Genomic DNA, 16,952 nt, shown 5'->3' with positions numbered 1-16,952 from the left:
TCCGGCATCTAACTATTTTGTTTTCTTTGTGGCAACAGGCTTAGCTACCGGTCTTCTTAATGCCGAAAGAGCCTTGTCGTTGCAACAAGATTTTCCTTTGCTCAAACAGGCTTTAGTCGCTTCTTTTTTAACTGGAGCCGTTGTTTTGGCCTTGGTTTGTGCCTGCACGCATAAGCCTGCAACCATCAATAATAAAGCTATGCTTAGTTTTTTCATAGTTTCTTTTTTTAGCTTAACTCTGCCAAAACAGTAATGCCGCCTTTTACTACCTGGTCTAATTGCAGGTTTACTTTGGTGCCGATAGGCAAGAAAATATCTACCCTAGAACCAAATTTGATAAAGCCGAACTGCTCGTTTTGTGCCACCTGATCGCCTTCTTTTACATACCAAACAATTCTACGGGCCAAAGCGCCGGCAATTTGCCTAAACAATACGGGGGTACCGTTTTTATGCTCAACCACTACGGTTGTTCTTTCGTTTTCGGTACTCGATTTAGGGTTCCAAGCCGCCAGGTATTTGCCCGGATGGTATTTGAAAAACTTTACGATCCCCGAGATCGGGTTACGGTTGATGTGTACGTTTACCGGCGACATGAAAATGGAAACCTGTAAACGCTTGTCCTTGAAATATTCGCCTTCTTCGGTCTCTTCAATTACCACAACCTTGCCATCTGCAGGGCAAATCACCAAATTATCGCCATTGGTAAAGGTTCTTTTCGGATTTCTGAAAAACTGAAGTACAATAATGAATAAAGCAAAAGATACGATATAGATTAACCAGCGAAGCCAGGCTAAATCGGCAAATTTATAGTCAACAAAGGCGTTGAGCAAAAAGATAAACAGAACAGTTAACGCAATGCTGGTATAGCCTTCTTTGTGTATGGTCATTGTTTTTAATTTTAATGGGGCAAAATTCGGAAAAAAAACCGGGAATTTAAGATTTTAGATTGACGAATTACAACAGGCGAATTATCTGGGCTCGCAATGTACCAGCCTATAGCGTAAATTTATATGGCTCTGTAAATGTCTTTCAAGTTTCGGCCAAGGCCGTCATAATCCAGTCCATAGCCTACCACAAACTCATTCGGAATTTCAAAACCCACATATTTTAACTCTTCGATAGGAGCTTTCAGTGCAGCGGGTTTCAGCAACAGGCTGCAAATGCTTACCGAGGCAGGTTTTTGCTCATAAACTTTTCCCAAGATGTACTGTAACGTTAATCCGGTATCTACAATGTCTTCTACCAAAATTACGTCGCGATTTTCCAGGTCACCAGGCAGGCCGAAGGTTTCTTTGATTTCTCCCGTGCTTTCGGTGCCGTGATAAGAAGCTACGCGGATGAAATTCACTTCACAGGCAATGTCAATCTCCTTTAGTAAGTCGGCCATGAACAAAAAACTGCCGTTAAGTACGCCAATAAAAACCGGACAGCGATTTTCGTAGTCTACATTAAGCTGAATGCCAATTAGTCGCGTACGCTTGTTAATGGCGTCGTTTTCGAGCAAAATCTCGAAATCTTTGTTGTTTACCTGTATTTTGTTCATCTGGTGGCCTGTTTATTATAGGCTTGTTTTGATTGAGCGGTTTTTATTCTATTTGATTGAGTATATCGGAAGCAATAGACTTTTCATAATCGACAACATCATTTTCATAAGGTGTATTTATAACGTTTAATAGATGTTGTTGGGCTTTTTCTATTTCTCCATTTGAAAACAACAACTCTCCCAAAACACAACTTGCACGGATAAAAAAAAGAGTACTTTTTTCTTTTTGAGCCTCAATGAGTATTTCGTTTAAAATGGTTGAAGCCCTTTCTGATTTTCCAAAATCCAAAAGACGTAAAGCTTTGTTGAATTGATTTTCTATATCAATGTTATCCATATATTTTGCGAGGTTGTTTATTTGAATCTAAGTGCCTCCATTTTCCTTTTTGGCTTTCTCCAATTCGCGTTCCTTTCGGCGTTGTTCCCTGCGTTCTTGGCGGATCTGTTTCTTGGTTTTAGCCGTATCCAGCTTAACGGCGGATTTAACAGCTGCTGTATCTTTTTTAGAGGAACCGCCACCAAATAAACGATCGAAAAGGCTTTTCCCCTTGTCTTGCGTTCCGGCAGGTGGCATCACTGCATCCTCGTCTACATCAACCGCTGCCGTGTCTATCGTTGTAGAATCTGGCAACAGGTATTGTCTCAAGCCTTCACGCAGGCGGACGTTGTAAAAGCCGTAGCCACTGGTATCTGCTGGAGTGAGGCCTCTTCTGGCCATGGTGCCTCCAATAAAATTGAAATAAGGCAACAAATAGCCCTTCAGGCTCCCATCACTCATAAACTTGTAGAGCGCCACTTTAGGTTTCGGAACAATATTGGCCAAGAAAATACCTTCGCCAATGCTCAGCTCCGATGGACTTTTGCCAAAATAATGCCGAGAGGCCTCGCCAATACCGTATACGTTCTGCCCCATTTCGATAATGTTGAAATACACCTCTAACATGCGCTGCTTACTTACCAATTTGTTGTTTTCGATAAGCCAAACAATCAATATTTCTTCCGCTTTGCGCGCCAGGGTTTTTTGCCTGCTTAAGAAAACGTTTTTTACCAATTGCATAGAAATGGTACTTCCGCCTCTTTTAAACCGCTTTTCTTTAAAGTTGACGGCAATAGATTTACGAATGGATTCTTCTACAAAACCATGGTGCCTAAAAAAAGATGGATCTTCTGAAGTAAGCAAAGCATTTTTAAAGTTTGGAGAGATGTCATCCAGCCTTGTGAAATTCGAGTTAGATTGACCAATGGTAATGTTGCGCATCGGCTTGCCATATTCGTATGGCGTATATACAAAATCGCTGTTGATTTTCTGTAGATTGGTTTTGCCCCATTTTACGATCTTAAAATCGGTTGGGGTGAGGGCCGAACTGAATTTTACGCTATCTGGAATAGAAGTATCCAAGTAGAAATTAAGGTTGTAGCGCAGCTTTCCCTTTACTTGTAGGCCTTCTAGCGATTCGAACAAGCCCAATGGAAACGAATCAAAAATAGCCTGGGCGTCCTGCTCTTCGGCGTGGAGCTTCATCTCATAGATTTTGTTGGGCGACAAGGTATACTTGATATAAGGATGGATAGAAGCCTTTTTGAGGAAAACAGTTGAGGTGCTGTCTAAACAGAGGTAATTTTCACCAATGAGCATATCGGCATCGATCTTAGCGTCTGGTACGATAATGTCGGCCGAAGAGATGCGTTTTTGATTGATCAACAGGTTTTTGATGCTCCAAGAGCCAGAAATTTTATAGTCGTCGCCACTGTAATCTGCATCCTTCATCTCGGTTCTTACCGTATCGAAATTGATCTTGGTATTCAGCTTACGCTCAATGTAGGGCAATTCTACCTTTTTGCCATCGGCATAAAGCATAATGTTGAGGCGTTTGCTGCCGGGGTTTAGCTTGCCGTTGATGTGCCAAGTGGCGGCGGTATCGTTTACGTTGATGTTCGATTTGAGTTCGCCCCCGTCAATGGTGGCCGAGGTGGTGAGGAACTTGAGTGATGCAGTATCGTTATCGTTCAGCTGCATCATAAAATTCTTGATCTGCATGTCGTCAGGAATTTTATAGAAGACCTGGTTCAGCAGGTTGCTGGCCAAATCGCTCAGCGCCACTTTGTTCGAGTTGCTGGTGCTGTCTTTCTTTTTTCTTTTGAGAATGAAATCGAGGTTGGTGAGCGAATCTTTGAGCACCACGTTTAATTTTCCTTCGTTCAGGTTGATTTCCGAAAGCTTTACATTGCCAAAAATAAGCGGAAACAATTTTACCCCAACCGTAATGTCTTTAATGGTGGCTAGGGTATCGCGATCTTTAGGCACTACCGAAATGCCTTGCATGTGTACCGAGCTGAGCCCGCTAAAACCTGCCGACCCTATTTTTACCTCAAGGCCATAGTCCTTGTCTGCTTTAGCAATGGCCTTGGCCATCATTTTTTTGAGCAATGCTTCCCGCTTGCTATAGGCCACGGCTCCCAAAGCGATGAGAACGAGTGCAAAAACACCTAAAACCCAGGCGCCAATCTTGATATATTTTTTAGGAATTTTGATTTTGGGTAGCTGCATAAACTAAAGTAGAAATTATTGTTAAACAAACGCTTACTGCAAATGTTTATTTCGTGTTAAAATTACAACAAAAAGGCCTATCACAAATTATTTATGCCTATGTTTTGTTAATTTTGGGGATGATAATTACCGAGGAGCAGGTTTTAGCCGCTTTGCGCCATGTAGAAGATCCGGATCTGAAAAAAGACCTGGTTACGCTCAACATGATCAAAGACCTAAAAATAGAAGATCAAACCATAGGGTTTACGTTAGAGCTGACTACACCGGCCTGTCCGATGAAAGACATGCTAAAAAACGCTTGTACAAATGCAGTTAAGCATTTTGTTGCTCCAGATGCCGAAATCAATATTAACGTTACCGCAAGGGTAACCAAGCCTTTAGATACTACGCAATTGAACGCAATTAAAAATATTATTCTGATTTCCTCTGGCAAGGGAGGAGTAGGCAAATCGACGGTTGCCAGTAATTTGGCTGTTACCTTGGCCAAAGACGGCGCAAAGGTTGGACTGATCGATGCCGACATCTACGGTCCGTCGGTGCCAATTATGTTTGGCCTGGTTGGCGCCAAGCCGAGTGCCCGGGAAACCGAAAACGGAAAGACCTTGATTTTGCCGATTGAAAAGTATGGCATTAAATTGCTTTCCCTGGGCTTTTTTGCAGATCCAGACCAGCCAGTGCCATGGCGCGGGCCAATGGCCTCAAACGCCATTAAGCAACTGTTTAACGATGCCGATTGGGGTGAACTGGATTACCTGATTGTAGACCTGCCTCCAGGAACCGGAGACATCCACATTACCATTAGCCAAAGCTTTCCGATAGCGGGTGCCGTTATTGTAACCACGCCACAACAGGTAGCATTGGCCGATACCAAAAAAGGCTTGGCCATGTTCAGGATGCCAGGCATTAATATTCCGGTATTGGGCGTGATTGAAAACATGTCGTACTTTACGCCAGCCGAGCTTCCAGAAAACAAATACTACATTTTTGGAAAAGATGGAGGCAAGGCATTGGCCGAACAGTACCAGGTTCCGTTTTTGGGAGAAATACCATTGGTGCAAAGCGTAGCGGCCGCGGGCGACAAGGGAGAGCCGATCGCAATGGATATGGAAAGTCCACTGGCTTTGGCCTTTACGGAAATTGCCGGAAGAATGGCACAGCAGATTTCTATCCATAACGTGCAGACCGCGAATTGCTAAAAATTTACTATTTTTATACTTTAAAAAATATAAGATGAGTTTAACGGAACAAGTAGAGCAAGCATTAGAAACCATTAGGCCGTATTTAATTGCCGATGGGGGAAATGTTGCCTTAGAAGAGATTACGCCGGACCACGTTGTAAAACTGAGATTATTGGGCAATTGCAGCTCTTGTAAAATGAGTTTTATGACCATGAAAGCCGGTATTGAGCAAGCGATAATGAAAGCCGTGCCAGAAATTACGGGTGTTGTATCTATTGATTTGGCCGAGCAGGAGTAGTTTTTTAACACATTTTAACTAGCCGATAAGCCTTTTACGAGTATTTTTGTAAAATGAAGTACAGTCTGACCGTCATATTGTTGCTGTTTACTGCGGTTGTTTTTGCGCAAGAAGGAAGCAAAAGCAATAAATTGGTGCAGTTTTCGGGTATCATTACCGAAACTGACAGCAACTCGGTTGTGCCTTATGTTACCATTACCAATTTAAGCAATAAGGAACAGAAATATGCCGCCAATTACCAGGGCTATTTCTCTTTTATTGTGCATCCCGGCGATACCGTGCAATTTTCTGCCGTAGGTTTTACCAGCAGGACATTTGTATTGCCAACCGAAATAGCCGATCATAAGTATACCGCAATGATCAAGCTCAAATCGGAAATCGTGTATTTAAAAACCGTTCGCGTTAACCCTTGGGCCACCATTGAAGAGTTCAATAAGGACTTTCTTTCCATGAAAGTGGCCGATGACGATATGGCGATTGCCAAGAAAAACCTTTCCAGAACCAGTATTCGGGGTATGGCGCTTACCTTGCCTAGAGATGCGCAAGAAATTAGCAACAGTAATTACCGCTATAATTTCGACCGTATGATCAATACGAATATGCGTCAAACCAATCCATTGCTCAATCCTTTTGCCTGGGGCAGGCTAATGCAAGAAATCTTTGCCGGCGATAAAGCCCGGAGCGAGGATAAGTAGTTCATTGTTCATTAGTCCGCTAGATTTGCAGCCCCTTGGAAGATTAGCTGATTGGTCATTGGCTAATTACCACTGTTTTGAAGCGCAATGTTTTTAATACCGATTAAAGGCTGTCCGGCTTTCCGCTGTATCTTTTTTGCTTTGATGGCAAAAAAGGATGTCGCTCCAATCTGGGCTATTTGACTTGGGTTTGTGCAAGCAAATTATAAATGGTTCTTTATCAATCGTATTGACTACAGACTTCAGACTATCGACTAAAAAACTACCTTTTCTTATTCTGTTTAGGGAAACGCATTTTGTAGTCGGTGCGGATGTTTCCTTTCGAAATGTTGTCTAATTTGCCTTTGATCAATTGCTTGCGCAAGAGGCTCAATTTATCGGTGAAGAGCTTGCCTTCAATATGATCATACTCATGCTGGATTACGCGTGCCGGAAAGCCATCTACTTTTTCTTCGTGCAATTGCCAGTTTTCGTCGTAATAACGGATCAGGATATTGGGCTTGCGCATCACATCTTCCCTAATTTCGGGAATACTTAAACAGCCTTCGTTAAAAGCCCAAGGTTCGCCGGTTTCTTCCAAGATTTCGGCATTGATGAATACCTTTTTGAATGGTTCTTCGTCCTCGTCTGCACGGGTATCCACTACAAACAACCTAATGGCCAAGCCCACTTGGGGAGCGGCCAAACCTACGCCATTGGCATTGTACATCGTGTCGAACATGTTGCTGATGAGCGCTTGCAAATCAGGGTAATCTTCGGCTATTGGTGCACAAACTTTCTTTAAAACAGGGTCTCCGTAGGCTACGATAGGTAATTTCATGATGCAAAAATACGAAAAAGATTTTATTTTGCGATTTTGGCGCTGAGTGTTAGCGCTTAATTAGCCAATTGGACTGGCATTTTTCAAACCCCTGCTCTTTGTTCCTTAATCCGTAGGATAGAAAACGAGGGAGCTCAGGTTCTTTTCGTCCAGCATTTCATCGGCAATACTTTTCATATCTGCCGTGCTTACTTCGCTTATTTTCTGAAAGACAGTGGTCAGGCTATCAATGCGGTCGTAATCAATCAGGCTTTTGGCCATCGAAATGATTAGGCCGATCCTGTTTTCTTCGCCCAGGGCAATTTGGCCTATAAATTTATTCTTGGCTTTGTGCAATTGGATCTCGGTAAGCGGATTGTTCCTGATCTTTTTAAACTCTTTAAAGATCAGGTTGGTGGCCTTGTCTACTTTTTCTTTGTCGGTGCCAAAATAAAGGGCAAAAATCCCGGTATCGCTCAAAGGGCTGTAATTAGTTTCGATGGTATAGGCAATGCCATGCTTTTCGCGCAATTGCAGGTTCAGGATCGAGCTCATGCCGGTGCCGCCTAGAATATTGTTGAGCAATAAAAGTCCGGTTTTATAGGGATGGTGCAAGGAGTAGGCCTGTATGCCCATCATGCAGTGCGCCTGCATAATCTGCTTATTGGCTACCGTGTTTTGCACAATGGCCTGGCCTGGCGCAATGCGACTGCGCTGGCCCGTATTGGCAGGGACTTCTCCAAAATGCTTGGTGCCGATTTTTACCAATTTGTTTAAACTGTAATTGCCCAAAACAGCTACCACAATCTGATCGGTGCGGTAGTGCTGCTTTATAAAATCGAAGATATCCTTTTGCCTTAATGCGTTTACGGTTTCGGGCGTACCCAAAATGTTGCGACCCAGGGTGTGGCCGGCAAAAAGCTGATCTTCAAAATCATCGTTAATGGCTTCTTCGGGCTGATCGAGGTAAGAGGTAATCTCATCGAGCACTACTCCTTTTTCCTTGTCCATCTCGTCTTCTGGAAAAGTAGAGTGGAAAACGATATCGTTAAAAAGCTCTAAAGTACGGTCTAGGTACGGGTGCAAAAAAGAAGCGTGGATGCAGGTGTATTCTTTGGTGGTATAAGCGTTCAAATCGGCCCCTACGCTTTCCAATCGGGTTAAAATCTGGTTCGTGTTGCGCTTTTCTGTCCGTTTAAAAATAAGGTGCTCAATAAAATGCGCCAAGCCCATTTGTTGATCTTCTTCATCTCTAGAACCCGTATTAATGATAATGCAGGCATGAGAAATAGGAGAAGCGGCGGGAACGTGCAACAACCTGATGCCGTTGCTTAAAGTATGAACATTATATTCCATTGATGGGCAAAGCTACGGCAATTTAAGTTATAAAATATCGGAGTCCTGTAAACTTAAGGCATCAACAACTTTGCTGGCGGTTGGCCTGCTCGTTACCAAACGAACAAAACTAAGTCCTGCAAAAAGCAGAAAAAATCCATTTCCACCTATTAAAAAAGCAACAATATTGGCCAATGCCCCAGCCTCTAAGAAAGCACACTTTATCAGAAAGGCTGTTTGGTATTGCATCAGCTTATGGTTTGTACTACTGGTCGTTTCGATATTGCCAATTTGTGCACTGAATATAGTCGTTCCCAATATTGTACTCAGCACACCAAATGCAGGTAACAGGAATTCTTGCAAGGCTTGGGGTTTTTCGAATGAAAGCGCATCTTGGTTAATCAATAAAGAAACTAAGGCAAAGCCAAATACAGCCATACAAAAAGAGGCATGGATCAGCTGCATAGTTTTGAGTTTTTGCATGTCGAGGTTTATTTAGGATGTTAAATCTCCCGTAAGGAATAACCACAAAATAGAAATTAATTGTGGTAAACAAAAAAGGGAATATTTTCACGTGCACTAAAATATTCCCTTATCATTAAAAATAAGACTAGAAACTGCTTAAATCTCTGTGAAATATCAAGTAGGCGGTGGAGACACCGCTCGCCAATGCTCGCTAGAGGCGAGTGTCTCTACCCACCTCATAGTGGTTTCTTATCAAATCTATTTTAAGGTCAGTTCTATTACCGGAATTTCGAAGTTTGGCTTTTTCTTTGGCAATTTCAGCACTAGGTTGCTGGTGGTAGATTTATTGGCATCAGTTAGCAATTCTGAGTTATCATGTAAAAATTGGGCATAAACTACCTTATCCCTATAGCCTTCGAGGGTAATGCTGCCATCTTTCGGATATTCAAATAAATGAATATATAGTTTCTTTGCCGCCTTATTATAGGTGAGCTTGGTACCTTCGGCAACTTTAAATTCGTTTGGCGCATAGCTGCAATTGTAAATAGATTTGGAGTTGGCATGCATCCAAATGCCCAAGCTGTCTAAGGCAGTTGTTGCCCTGTAGTCAAACTCGCCACGCGCCGTAGGGCCTACGTTCAATAGCAAATTACCACCATTAGCTACCGATGTAATCAAGAGGTCTAACAGTTGCCTATGCGTTTTCCAAGTGTTTTCATCACGATGGTAGCCCCAAGACCCAGAAAAGGTTTGACAGGTTTCCCAAACCTTTCCTCTATATTTTTCTAATTCTTTTGCGCTTACTTGCTCTGGAGTTTCAAAATCCTGCCCGTCTTCATATTCTTTTAAATCCAATCGATTATCTACTATAATGCCTGGCTGCAATTTCCTGATCTGCTTTAACAGCTCTACAGCGCCCCAATCATCTTTGCCCTTTCCATATTTTCCAGGGTAAGAGAAATCAAGCCATAGGATGTCTATTTTGCCATAATTGGTAAGGAGCTCGGTAACCTGGTTATAAAGATATTTACGGTATTTGGCCATATCTTTGCCTTTGTTTAAGGTCGCGTATTCGGCCTCATCCTCTTTTTGGAGTCGCTGAGGATGTAAGCCATCAATCGTAAAATCAGGATGGTGCCAATCGATTAATGAATAATAGAAGCCTATTTTAATGCCTTCCGCTCTAAAAGCCTCCACAAATTCCTTTACCAAGTCTCTTTTCGCTTGGGTGTTGGTTGCCTTATAATCGGTAAATTTACTGTCGAACAGCGTAAAGCCTTCGTGGTGTTTGGTGGTTAATACGGCATACTTCATGCCCGCCTTTTTAGCTTCCTTGGCCCAAACCTTGGGCTGGAAAAGATCTGGATTAAATTGCTTGAAGTATTTTTCGTATCCTTCGTTATCAATGCGTTCAGCATTCTTTACCCACTCGTGTCTTGCGGGTAAGGCGTATAAGCCCCAATGGATAAACATGCCGAATCTAGCTTCGGTCCACCATTCCATTCGTTTTACCTTGGCTGCAGGGGTTTCGGTGCCTATTTTTTTCTGTGAAAAAGCGCATGTAGAAATGCCGATCAAAAAAAACAGGGATAGTAATGTTTTTCTTTTCATAGTGATTTGGTTAGAGGATGCACTACAAGTATAAACAGAAGCTTCCATTTAAAATTTAATGGAATTGGCAAATGATTACGTGTTATGAGCCAGCATGTTAAAAGAAAAATCCCGACTGTTTTTGCCAGCCGGGATTTACTTTAATGCGATCGAAATCTTTATTTGTCTATTCCTTCGAGGGCGAACAAGAAGGCGTATTCAAGTGCTACATCTTTCAGGTAATCGAATCGGCCCGATGCGCCGCCATGGCCAAAATCCATATTGGTTTTGAGCAGGAGTACGTTTTTATCGGTTTTGGTAGCCCGTAATTTGGCTACCCATTTGGCAGGTTCGAAATACTGTACCTGGCTATCGTGAAGGCCTGTAGTAACCAAAAGATTTGGGTAGTTCTTTTTGGTTACATTTTCGTAAGGTGAATAGCTTTTCATATAATCGTAAGCCGCCTTTTGCTTTGGATTTCCCCATTCGTCAAACTCGTTGGTGGTGAGCGGGATGCTCTCGTCGAGCATGGTATTCACCACATCAACAAAAGGTACTTGAGAAATTACCCCGTTCCAAAGATCGGGAGCAATATTGATCACAGCACCCATCAGCAAGCCTCCTGCACTGCCTCCTTGCGCATATAAATGCCCTTTGCTGGTGTATTTTTGGGCAATCAGGTATTCGCCAGCGGCTACAAAATCGGTAAAGGTATTTTTCTTTTTCATCAGTTTGCCGTCTTCATACCATTGCCTACCCAATTCCTGTCCGCCACGAATGTTGGCGATGGCAAATACAAAGCCTCGGTTTAATAAACTTAGCCTATTAGATGAAAAACCGGCGTCCATGTTTGCGCCGTAAGATCCGTAGCCATACAGCAGCAAAGGCGCATTGCCATTTTTCTCGAATCCTTTTTTGTACACCAAAGAAATCGGGATTTTTTTGCCGTCGCTCGCGGTTGCATATACTCTTTCGGCCACATAATCTTTAGGATCGTAGCCTCCAAGTACTTCACGTTGCTTCATCAGCTTTTTGTCTTTGCTCACCATATCATAATCATAGGTAGATACCGGTGTGGTTAAGGAGGTATAAGTATAGCGCAAGGTTTTGCTGTTGTACTCTGGATTGGCACCAATACCCGCAGTGTAGGTGGCTTCGCCAAAATTGATGTAATGGTTGCTGCCGTCAGGTTTTTGAACACGCAGGTTAACCAAGCCATTCTTGCGCTCTGATAAAACGATATGGTCCTTAAACTCCTCTACTCCCTCTAAAAGCACATCGGTACGGTGCGGAATCAGTTCTTTCCAGTTTGCTTTGGCGGTTTGACCTATCGGACATTCCATTAAGCGGAAGTTCTTGGCATCGAGGTTGGTGAGGATGAGGAATTTGTCATCCAGGGCAATCACATCGTATAACACATCTTTCATGCGCGGCTGAAAACTCTTAAAGCTGCTTTCGGGCTGGTCTGCACTGATGAACAACGTTTCTGAACTCATTGTGGCCTGTGTAGAAATGTAAATCCATTTGTGGTTTTTCGATCGGCCTACGCCAATGTAGTTGGATTTGTCTTTTTCCTCATAAACGGTTACATCGCTTTTTACATCGCCATTTAAGGTATGGCGCTTAATTTTCTCGCTCAAAAGGGTAATTGGATTTTTGGCCGTATAGAACAAGGTTTTATTGTCGTTTGCCCAAATAACACTGCCTGTAGTATTGGCGATGGCATCTTTATAAGTCTCGCCGGTTTCTAGATTTTTAATGTAAATGGTGTATTGTCTGCGCGATACCTCATCAACCCCATAAGCCATTAGTTTATTGTCGGGACTAATGTTAAATCCACTTGCACTGTAATACGAATGCCCTTTGGCCATGGCGTCTACATCTAAGAGTATTTCTTCCTTGGCACTTAAACTCCCTTTTTTGCGGCAGTATTTAAAGTATTGTTGGCCTTCTTCGGTTCTTGAGTAATAATAATAGCCATTTTCAAATATGGGCAAGCTCTCGTCTTTTTCTTTGATCCGGCCCTTCATTTCTTTAAACAGGCTGGCCTGAAAAGCATCGGTACCTTTCATCATCGTATCTACATAGGCATTTTCGGCCTTGAGGTAATCGACCACTTTGGTGCTGTCGGGTCCTTTTTTAAAGTAGTCGATCATCCAATAGTAGTTGTCGGTTACGGTGTCGCCGTGCATTATTCTTTGGTGGGGCACGATGGCCGCTACTGGAGCTTTGGCCGTTGGCCATTGGTAAGGTTGCATTTTTTTTGGTGGATTTGAGCAGCCAGCCGCTGCGGTGAGCAACAACAAGCCTGCGGTAATTCGTTTCATATTTGTGATTTTAGGTTCATGCAATTTAAGAAAGCCAAACCATAGATGCAAGTCAGTTGCATAATAGTGCTTTGATAAACAATATCTTCTGTGAGATTGGCACATTTTTTAACCTGAAAGAAATTTGTTGCTGTCATTTTGGCCTGTTTGCTGTTTTGGAACAAGGCTTGATGGGACATAGCTATAATCAAAAAATTTAGAAATTAAATATGACAACAGAAAAAGGAAATATTTCCATACACACTGAAAACATTTTCCCGATCATCAAAAAATTCCTGTATTCGGATAATGAGATCTTTTTAAGGGAATTAGTTTCTAACGCAGTTGATGCGGTTCAAAAAATTAAAAGATTGGCAGCTTTGGGCCAATACAACGGCGAGCTTGGCGAACCTCTGGTAGAAGTAAAACTAGATGAAAAAGCCAAAACCATTACCATTAGTGATAATGGATTGGGCATGACCGCCGAAGAAATCAAAAAATATATCAACCAGGTTGCTTTTTCTGGTGCCAGCGAATTTGTAGAGAAGTTTAAAGACGCCAAAGATGCCAACGAAATCATCGGTAAATTTGGTTTGGGCTTTTATTCTGCATTTATGGTGGCCGATTTGGTAGAAATCCAAACCTTGTCTTACCAAGAAGGAGCTACAGCAGCCAAATGGACCTGCGACGGCAGTACCGAATTTGAAATTGCGGATGGCAGCCGTACCACCAGAGGTACCGATATCATCTTGCATGTGAACAGCGAATCTGAAGAGTTTTTAAGCGAGCACAAATTGCAAGAGATCTTGGATAAATACGCTAAGTTTTTGCCTGTTCCAATTAAGTTCGGCACCAAAACTACACAAGAAGAAGATGGTCAGGACGAGGAAGGCAAAGCCAAATACAAATCGGTTGAGGTAGACAATATTGTAAATACGACCAATCCAATTTGGACCAAGGCGCCTGCAGATTTGTCAGACGAAGATTACCTTGATTTTTACAAGCAACTTTATCCTTTTTCGGAAGAGCCTTTGTTTTGGATCCACTTAAATGTCGACTATCCGTTTAACCTAACGGGAGTGTTGTACTTCCCTAAAGTGAAAGACGATTTCGATATGCAGCGCAACAAGATCAAGTTGTTTAGCCGCCAGGTATTTATTACCGATGAGGTAAAAGACATCGTTCCAGAGTTCTTGATGTTGTTGCATGGGGTGATCGATTCTCCAGATATTCCGTTAAACGTATCGAGAAGCTTCTTGCAGGCCGATAGCAACGTGAAAAAAATCAACAGCTATATTACCAAAAAAGTGGCCGATAAATTAGCTGAGCTGTTTAATAAAGACCGTAAGGCTTACGAAGAAAAATGGAGCAATATTGGCCTTTTTGTGAAGTATGGCATGATTAGCGAAGAGAAATTTTACGATAAAGCCAAAGACTTCGCCTTGTTGACCAATACCCAAAAAGAGAACTTTACCCTCGAAGAATACAAGGAAAAAATCAAGGCTGAGCAAACCGATAAAAACGGTTCTTTGGTGTATTTGTACACTACCGATCCTGACAAACAAGATGGTTTTATACAAGCGGCCAACAAAAAAGGCTATGATGTATTGCTGATGAACACGGCTATTGATGGCCATTTTGTTAGCAGCTTGGAGCAAAAATTGGAGAAAACCTTGTTGAAGCGTGTGGATGCAAGCGTAACCAATCAGTTGATCGAGAAAGACGAATTGCACGAATCGGTATTGAGCGAGGAACAATCGGCCACGGTTAAATCGATTTTCGAAAAGGCCATTGTAAAACCGGGCTTCAATGTAGAAGTGGTAGGCTTAAGCCCAGACGATTCGCCAGTAACCATTACCATGGACGAGTTTATGCGCCGCATGAAAGACATGGCAAAAATGGGCGGGGGCATGAGTTTTTACGGCAATATGCCCGATAGCTATAAAGTGGCTATTAATGGAAACCACAAACTGGTTGGCAAAATTTTAGCTTCGGCTAACGAAGAAGAACAAAGCAAATATGCTAAACAAGCTGTAGACTTGGCCCTGCTTTCGCAAGGCATGCTCACCGGAGCAGAGTTGACAGATTTTGTAAACCGTAGCGTAGAGCTGATTTAATAATAAGAAAGGGTGTTTTAATCAAAACACCCTTTCGCTTTTAAGACCTTTTATGAGAAGAAGACTTCAACTGATCCCTGTTGCTATTTTTTTGATTATTTTCTGTTTGTTAAACTGGTATGTGCTGGCCGGCTTGCAGGTCGTGGCTCATCAGGCTTATGTGCCGGCGGTTTTCTGTTCGGTGGTAGGCATTGTGATACTGGCACTGGGCCTTTCCATTTTTAGCAGCAGCGGCAGAGAGCTTGGCACCTTCTTCAAGATTTCGGCCCATGCCTTTTTGGTGCTTTTGGTAAGCGAACTGCTATTTGCATTGGTGTTGTTGGCTGGCGATGTTTACCGCCTGTTGGTGGGAACCATTCACCTCATTGGCGGAGAGCGGTTTTTGTTGCCGGTCAGAAATCCTTATTGGGTAGACTTTGGCCTGGTGCTTTTCGGCTTAACAGTCTTGCTGTTTATTTATGGCATGTTGCGAGGCAAATACGCCTACCGAGTAATTAACCATACTTTATATTTCGATGAGCTCCCTCAGGCCTTTGATGGCTTTACCATTACCCAGATTTCAGATGTGCATTCGGGCAGCTTTAATAATCCGGCTGCGGTGCAGCGAGGGATCGACCTGATTAAACAACAGGATTCTGACCTGTTTGTATTTACGGGAGATTTGGTAAACAACAAAGCAGAAGAAATCAAACCTTGGTTAGGGCATTTTTCGCAGATTAAGGCTCGCTACGGACAGTTTTCGGTGTTGGGCAACCATGATTATGGCGATTATGTAAAATGGCCAAGCGAGGCCGCTAAAACGGCCAATTTGAACCAGCTTAAACAATACCATGCCGATTTGGGCTTCCGTTTGCTACTCGATGAACATGTAACCTTGCAAAAAGATGGCGAACATATCATTTTGGCGGGCATAGAAAACTGGGGCCTTGGTTTTGGAGAACGTGGCGATTTGCAAAAGGCATTGGCGCAAACAACTACAACAGAATTTAAGGTGCTGCTTTCGCACGATCCATCGCATTGGGAACAGCAGGTAAAAAACAATCCTTCAAAAATTCATTTGACCTTGGCTGGGCACACGCACGGCATGCAATTTGGCATAGAGGCCTTTGGCATTAAATGGAGCCCAGTAAAATTAAGGTATAGCCATTGGGCCGGTATTAAAGAAGAAAACGGAAGATACCTAAACGTAAACAGGGGCTTTGGCTTTATTGGCTTTTCTGGCCGTGTTGGTATTTGGCCAGAGGTAACGGTAATTACGCTCAAAAAAGGGTAAAATAAAAATTCATAAAAAAATTTAAGGTGCTTGTAGCGTTTCGGCAAAACGCTGCGTATAGGATAGGAATGTGTTAAAAAACATTCACCTATTGTTTACACCTAAAAATTAAATTATGAAACTAGTTAATTACAAAGTTCTTATTGCCGCTATCGCTCTCTCAGTTGGTTTTGCTTCTTGCTCTAAAATCAAGTCTACGCCTTTACAGATTTCGGGTCTAAGTCTTATTCATACTGTGCCTACTACAGAGAAGTTAGACGTCTTTATAGACAATGGAAAATTAACTAATACTGATTTTTCTTATGGAATGAAAACCGATTACCGCGATGTTTATTCTGGCAACAGAAAAATCGATGTGACTAAACAAGGCGCTAACGTAAGTTTAAAGGGAGAGATCGTAACTTTTGAACCCCAAATAGGTTATTCGCTTTTCGTGATTGATAAATTGGAGAATGTGAAATTCCTTTTTTTGAAAGACGACCTGACCACTCCGGCAACAGGAAAAGCCAAAGTACGTTTTGTAAACGTTAGTCCTGATTCTGATCCATTGGATTTGGCAATTGTTGGCAAAACAGATCCTTTAACTACCAATAAGGCATTTAAAGAGTTTGGTAATTTCGAAACAATTGATGCAGCGGCTACAGCAACCTTCAATATTAAAAATAAAGCTACTGGCGCTATTTTGGCTACATTAACCGATGTAAATATCCAAAGCGGTAAAATATACACCATTTATGCCAAAGGCTTAAAAGCCTCTGTTGATGGACCTACCGTATTCGGCGCTGCTATTTTTACACACCAATAA

Annotated in this window: 16 protein-coding genes; 6 read left to right on the top strand and 10 right to left on the bottom strand. The window is 42.4% G+C overall.

Annotated elements, in window-relative coordinates:
• Positions 1–12 precede the first annotated feature (12 nt).
• The 5 genes from AC570H_RS17525 to AC570H_RS17505 all read right to left on the bottom strand — a co-directional run bounded on the left by AC570H_RS17525 (position 13) and on the right by AC570H_RS17505 (position 4,091).
• The gene (locus tag AC570H_RS17525; protein ID WP_497357199.1) at positions 13–216 is read right to left on the bottom strand and encodes a hypothetical protein; all 204 of its coding nucleotides are present in this window, start codon (positions 214–216) and stop codon (positions 13–15) included.
• Positions 217–227: 11 nt separating this feature from the next.
• Positions 228–887 carry a phosphatidylserine decarboxylase family protein gene (locus AC570H_RS17520; RefSeq protein ID WP_497357197.1) on the bottom strand — a complete coding sequence of 220 codons (660 nt, stop codon included), beginning with the start codon at positions 885–887 and terminating at the stop codon, positions 228–230.
• Between the two features lie 119 nt (positions 888–1,006).
• Positions 1,007–1,543 carry a hypoxanthine phosphoribosyltransferase gene (hpt, locus tag AC570H_RS17515; RefSeq protein ID WP_497357195.1) on the bottom strand — a complete coding sequence of 179 codons (537 nt, stop codon included), beginning with the start codon at positions 1,541–1,543 and terminating at the stop codon, positions 1,007–1,009.
• A gap of 43 nt (positions 1,544–1,586) precedes the next feature.
• On the bottom strand, positions 1,587–1,880 hold the full coding sequence (locus AC570H_RS17510; RefSeq protein ID WP_497357193.1) for a hypothetical protein: 294 nt from the start codon (positions 1,878–1,880) through the stop codon (positions 1,587–1,589).
• 27 nt (positions 1,881–1,907) lie between these two features.
• A complete protein-coding gene (locus tag AC570H_RS17505) occupies positions 1,908–4,091 on the bottom strand; it encodes a biosynthetic peptidoglycan transglycosylase (protein WP_497357191.1) in 2,184 nt (727 codons plus the stop codon).
• A gap of 119 nt (positions 4,092–4,210) precedes the next feature.
• On the opposite strand from AC570H_RS17505, the gene AC570H_RS17500 reads away from it, so the two are divergent.
• The 3 genes from AC570H_RS17500 to AC570H_RS17490 are packed head-to-tail and all read left to right on the top strand — an operon-like array spanning position 4,211 to position 6,262.
• On the top strand, positions 4,211–5,287 hold the full coding sequence (locus AC570H_RS17500; RefSeq protein ID WP_497357189.1) for an Mrp/NBP35 family ATP-binding protein: 1,077 nt from the start codon (positions 4,211–4,213) through the stop codon (positions 5,285–5,287).
• A 34-nt stretch (positions 5,288–5,321) separates the two neighbouring features.
• On the top strand, positions 5,322–5,567 hold the full coding sequence (locus tag AC570H_RS17495; RefSeq protein ID WP_497357187.1) for a NifU family protein: 246 nt from the start codon (positions 5,322–5,324) through the stop codon (positions 5,565–5,567).
• 53 nt (positions 5,568–5,620) lie between these two features.
• Positions 5,621–6,262, top strand: coding sequence for a peptidase associated/transthyretin-like domain-containing protein (locus tag AC570H_RS17490; RefSeq protein WP_497357185.1), 642 nt, complete (start codon positions 5,621–5,623; stop codon positions 6,260–6,262).
• A 262-nt stretch (positions 6,263–6,524) separates the two neighbouring features.
• On the opposite strand, the gene def is transcribed toward AC570H_RS17490, so the two are convergent.
• The 5 genes from def to AC570H_RS17465 form a co-directional block, all read right to left on the bottom strand.
• Positions 6,525–7,082 carry a peptide deformylase gene (gene def, locus AC570H_RS17485; RefSeq protein ID WP_497357183.1) on the bottom strand — a complete coding sequence of 186 codons (558 nt, stop codon included), beginning with the start codon at positions 7,080–7,082 and terminating at the stop codon, positions 6,525–6,527.
• A 105-nt stretch (positions 7,083–7,187) separates the two neighbouring features.
• Entirely contained in the window at positions 7,188–8,417 is a 1,230-nt protein-coding gene (locus tag AC570H_RS17480) for a M16 family metallopeptidase (RefSeq protein WP_497357181.1), read from the bottom strand.
• A gap of 27 nt (positions 8,418–8,444) precedes the next feature.
• Positions 8,445–8,879, bottom strand: coding sequence for a hypothetical protein (locus AC570H_RS17475; protein ID WP_497357179.1), 435 nt, complete (start codon positions 8,877–8,879; stop codon positions 8,445–8,447).
• A gap of 240 nt (positions 8,880–9,119) precedes the next feature.
• Positions 9,120–10,472, bottom strand: a complete 1,353-nt coding sequence (locus AC570H_RS17470; RefSeq protein WP_497357176.1) for an alpha-L-fucosidase — start codon at positions 10,470–10,472, stop codon at positions 9,120–9,122.
• Between the two features lie 158 nt (positions 10,473–10,630).
• Entirely contained in the window at positions 10,631–12,778 is a 2,148-nt protein-coding gene (locus AC570H_RS17465; RefSeq protein ID WP_497357174.1) for a S9 family peptidase, read from the bottom strand.
• A 209-nt stretch (positions 12,779–12,987) separates the two neighbouring features.
• Between AC570H_RS17465 and htpG the strand changes: the two genes are divergently transcribed.
• The 3 genes from htpG to AC570H_RS17450 all read left to right on the top strand — a co-directional run bounded on the left by htpG (position 12,988) and on the right by AC570H_RS17450 (position 16,952).
• On the top strand, positions 12,988–14,874 hold the full coding sequence (gene htpG / locus AC570H_RS17460) for a molecular chaperone HtpG (protein WP_497357172.1): 1,887 nt from the start codon (positions 12,988–12,990) through the stop codon (positions 14,872–14,874).
• 52 nt (positions 14,875–14,926) lie between these two features.
• Positions 14,927–16,147 carry a metallophosphoesterase gene (locus AC570H_RS17455; RefSeq protein ID WP_497357170.1) on the top strand — a complete coding sequence of 407 codons (1,221 nt, stop codon included), beginning with the start codon at positions 14,927–14,929 and terminating at the stop codon, positions 16,145–16,147.
• Positions 16,148–16,262: 115 nt separating this feature from the next.
• Positions 16,263–16,952, top strand: coding sequence for a DUF4397 domain-containing protein (locus tag AC570H_RS17450; protein WP_497357168.1), 690 nt, complete (start codon positions 16,263–16,265; stop codon positions 16,950–16,952).

This window comes from Pedobacter sp. B4419 (assembly GCF_059693725.1).
Note: the sequence above shows the minus strand (reverse complement) of the source record. Positions and strands in the feature narration are given on the sequence as shown.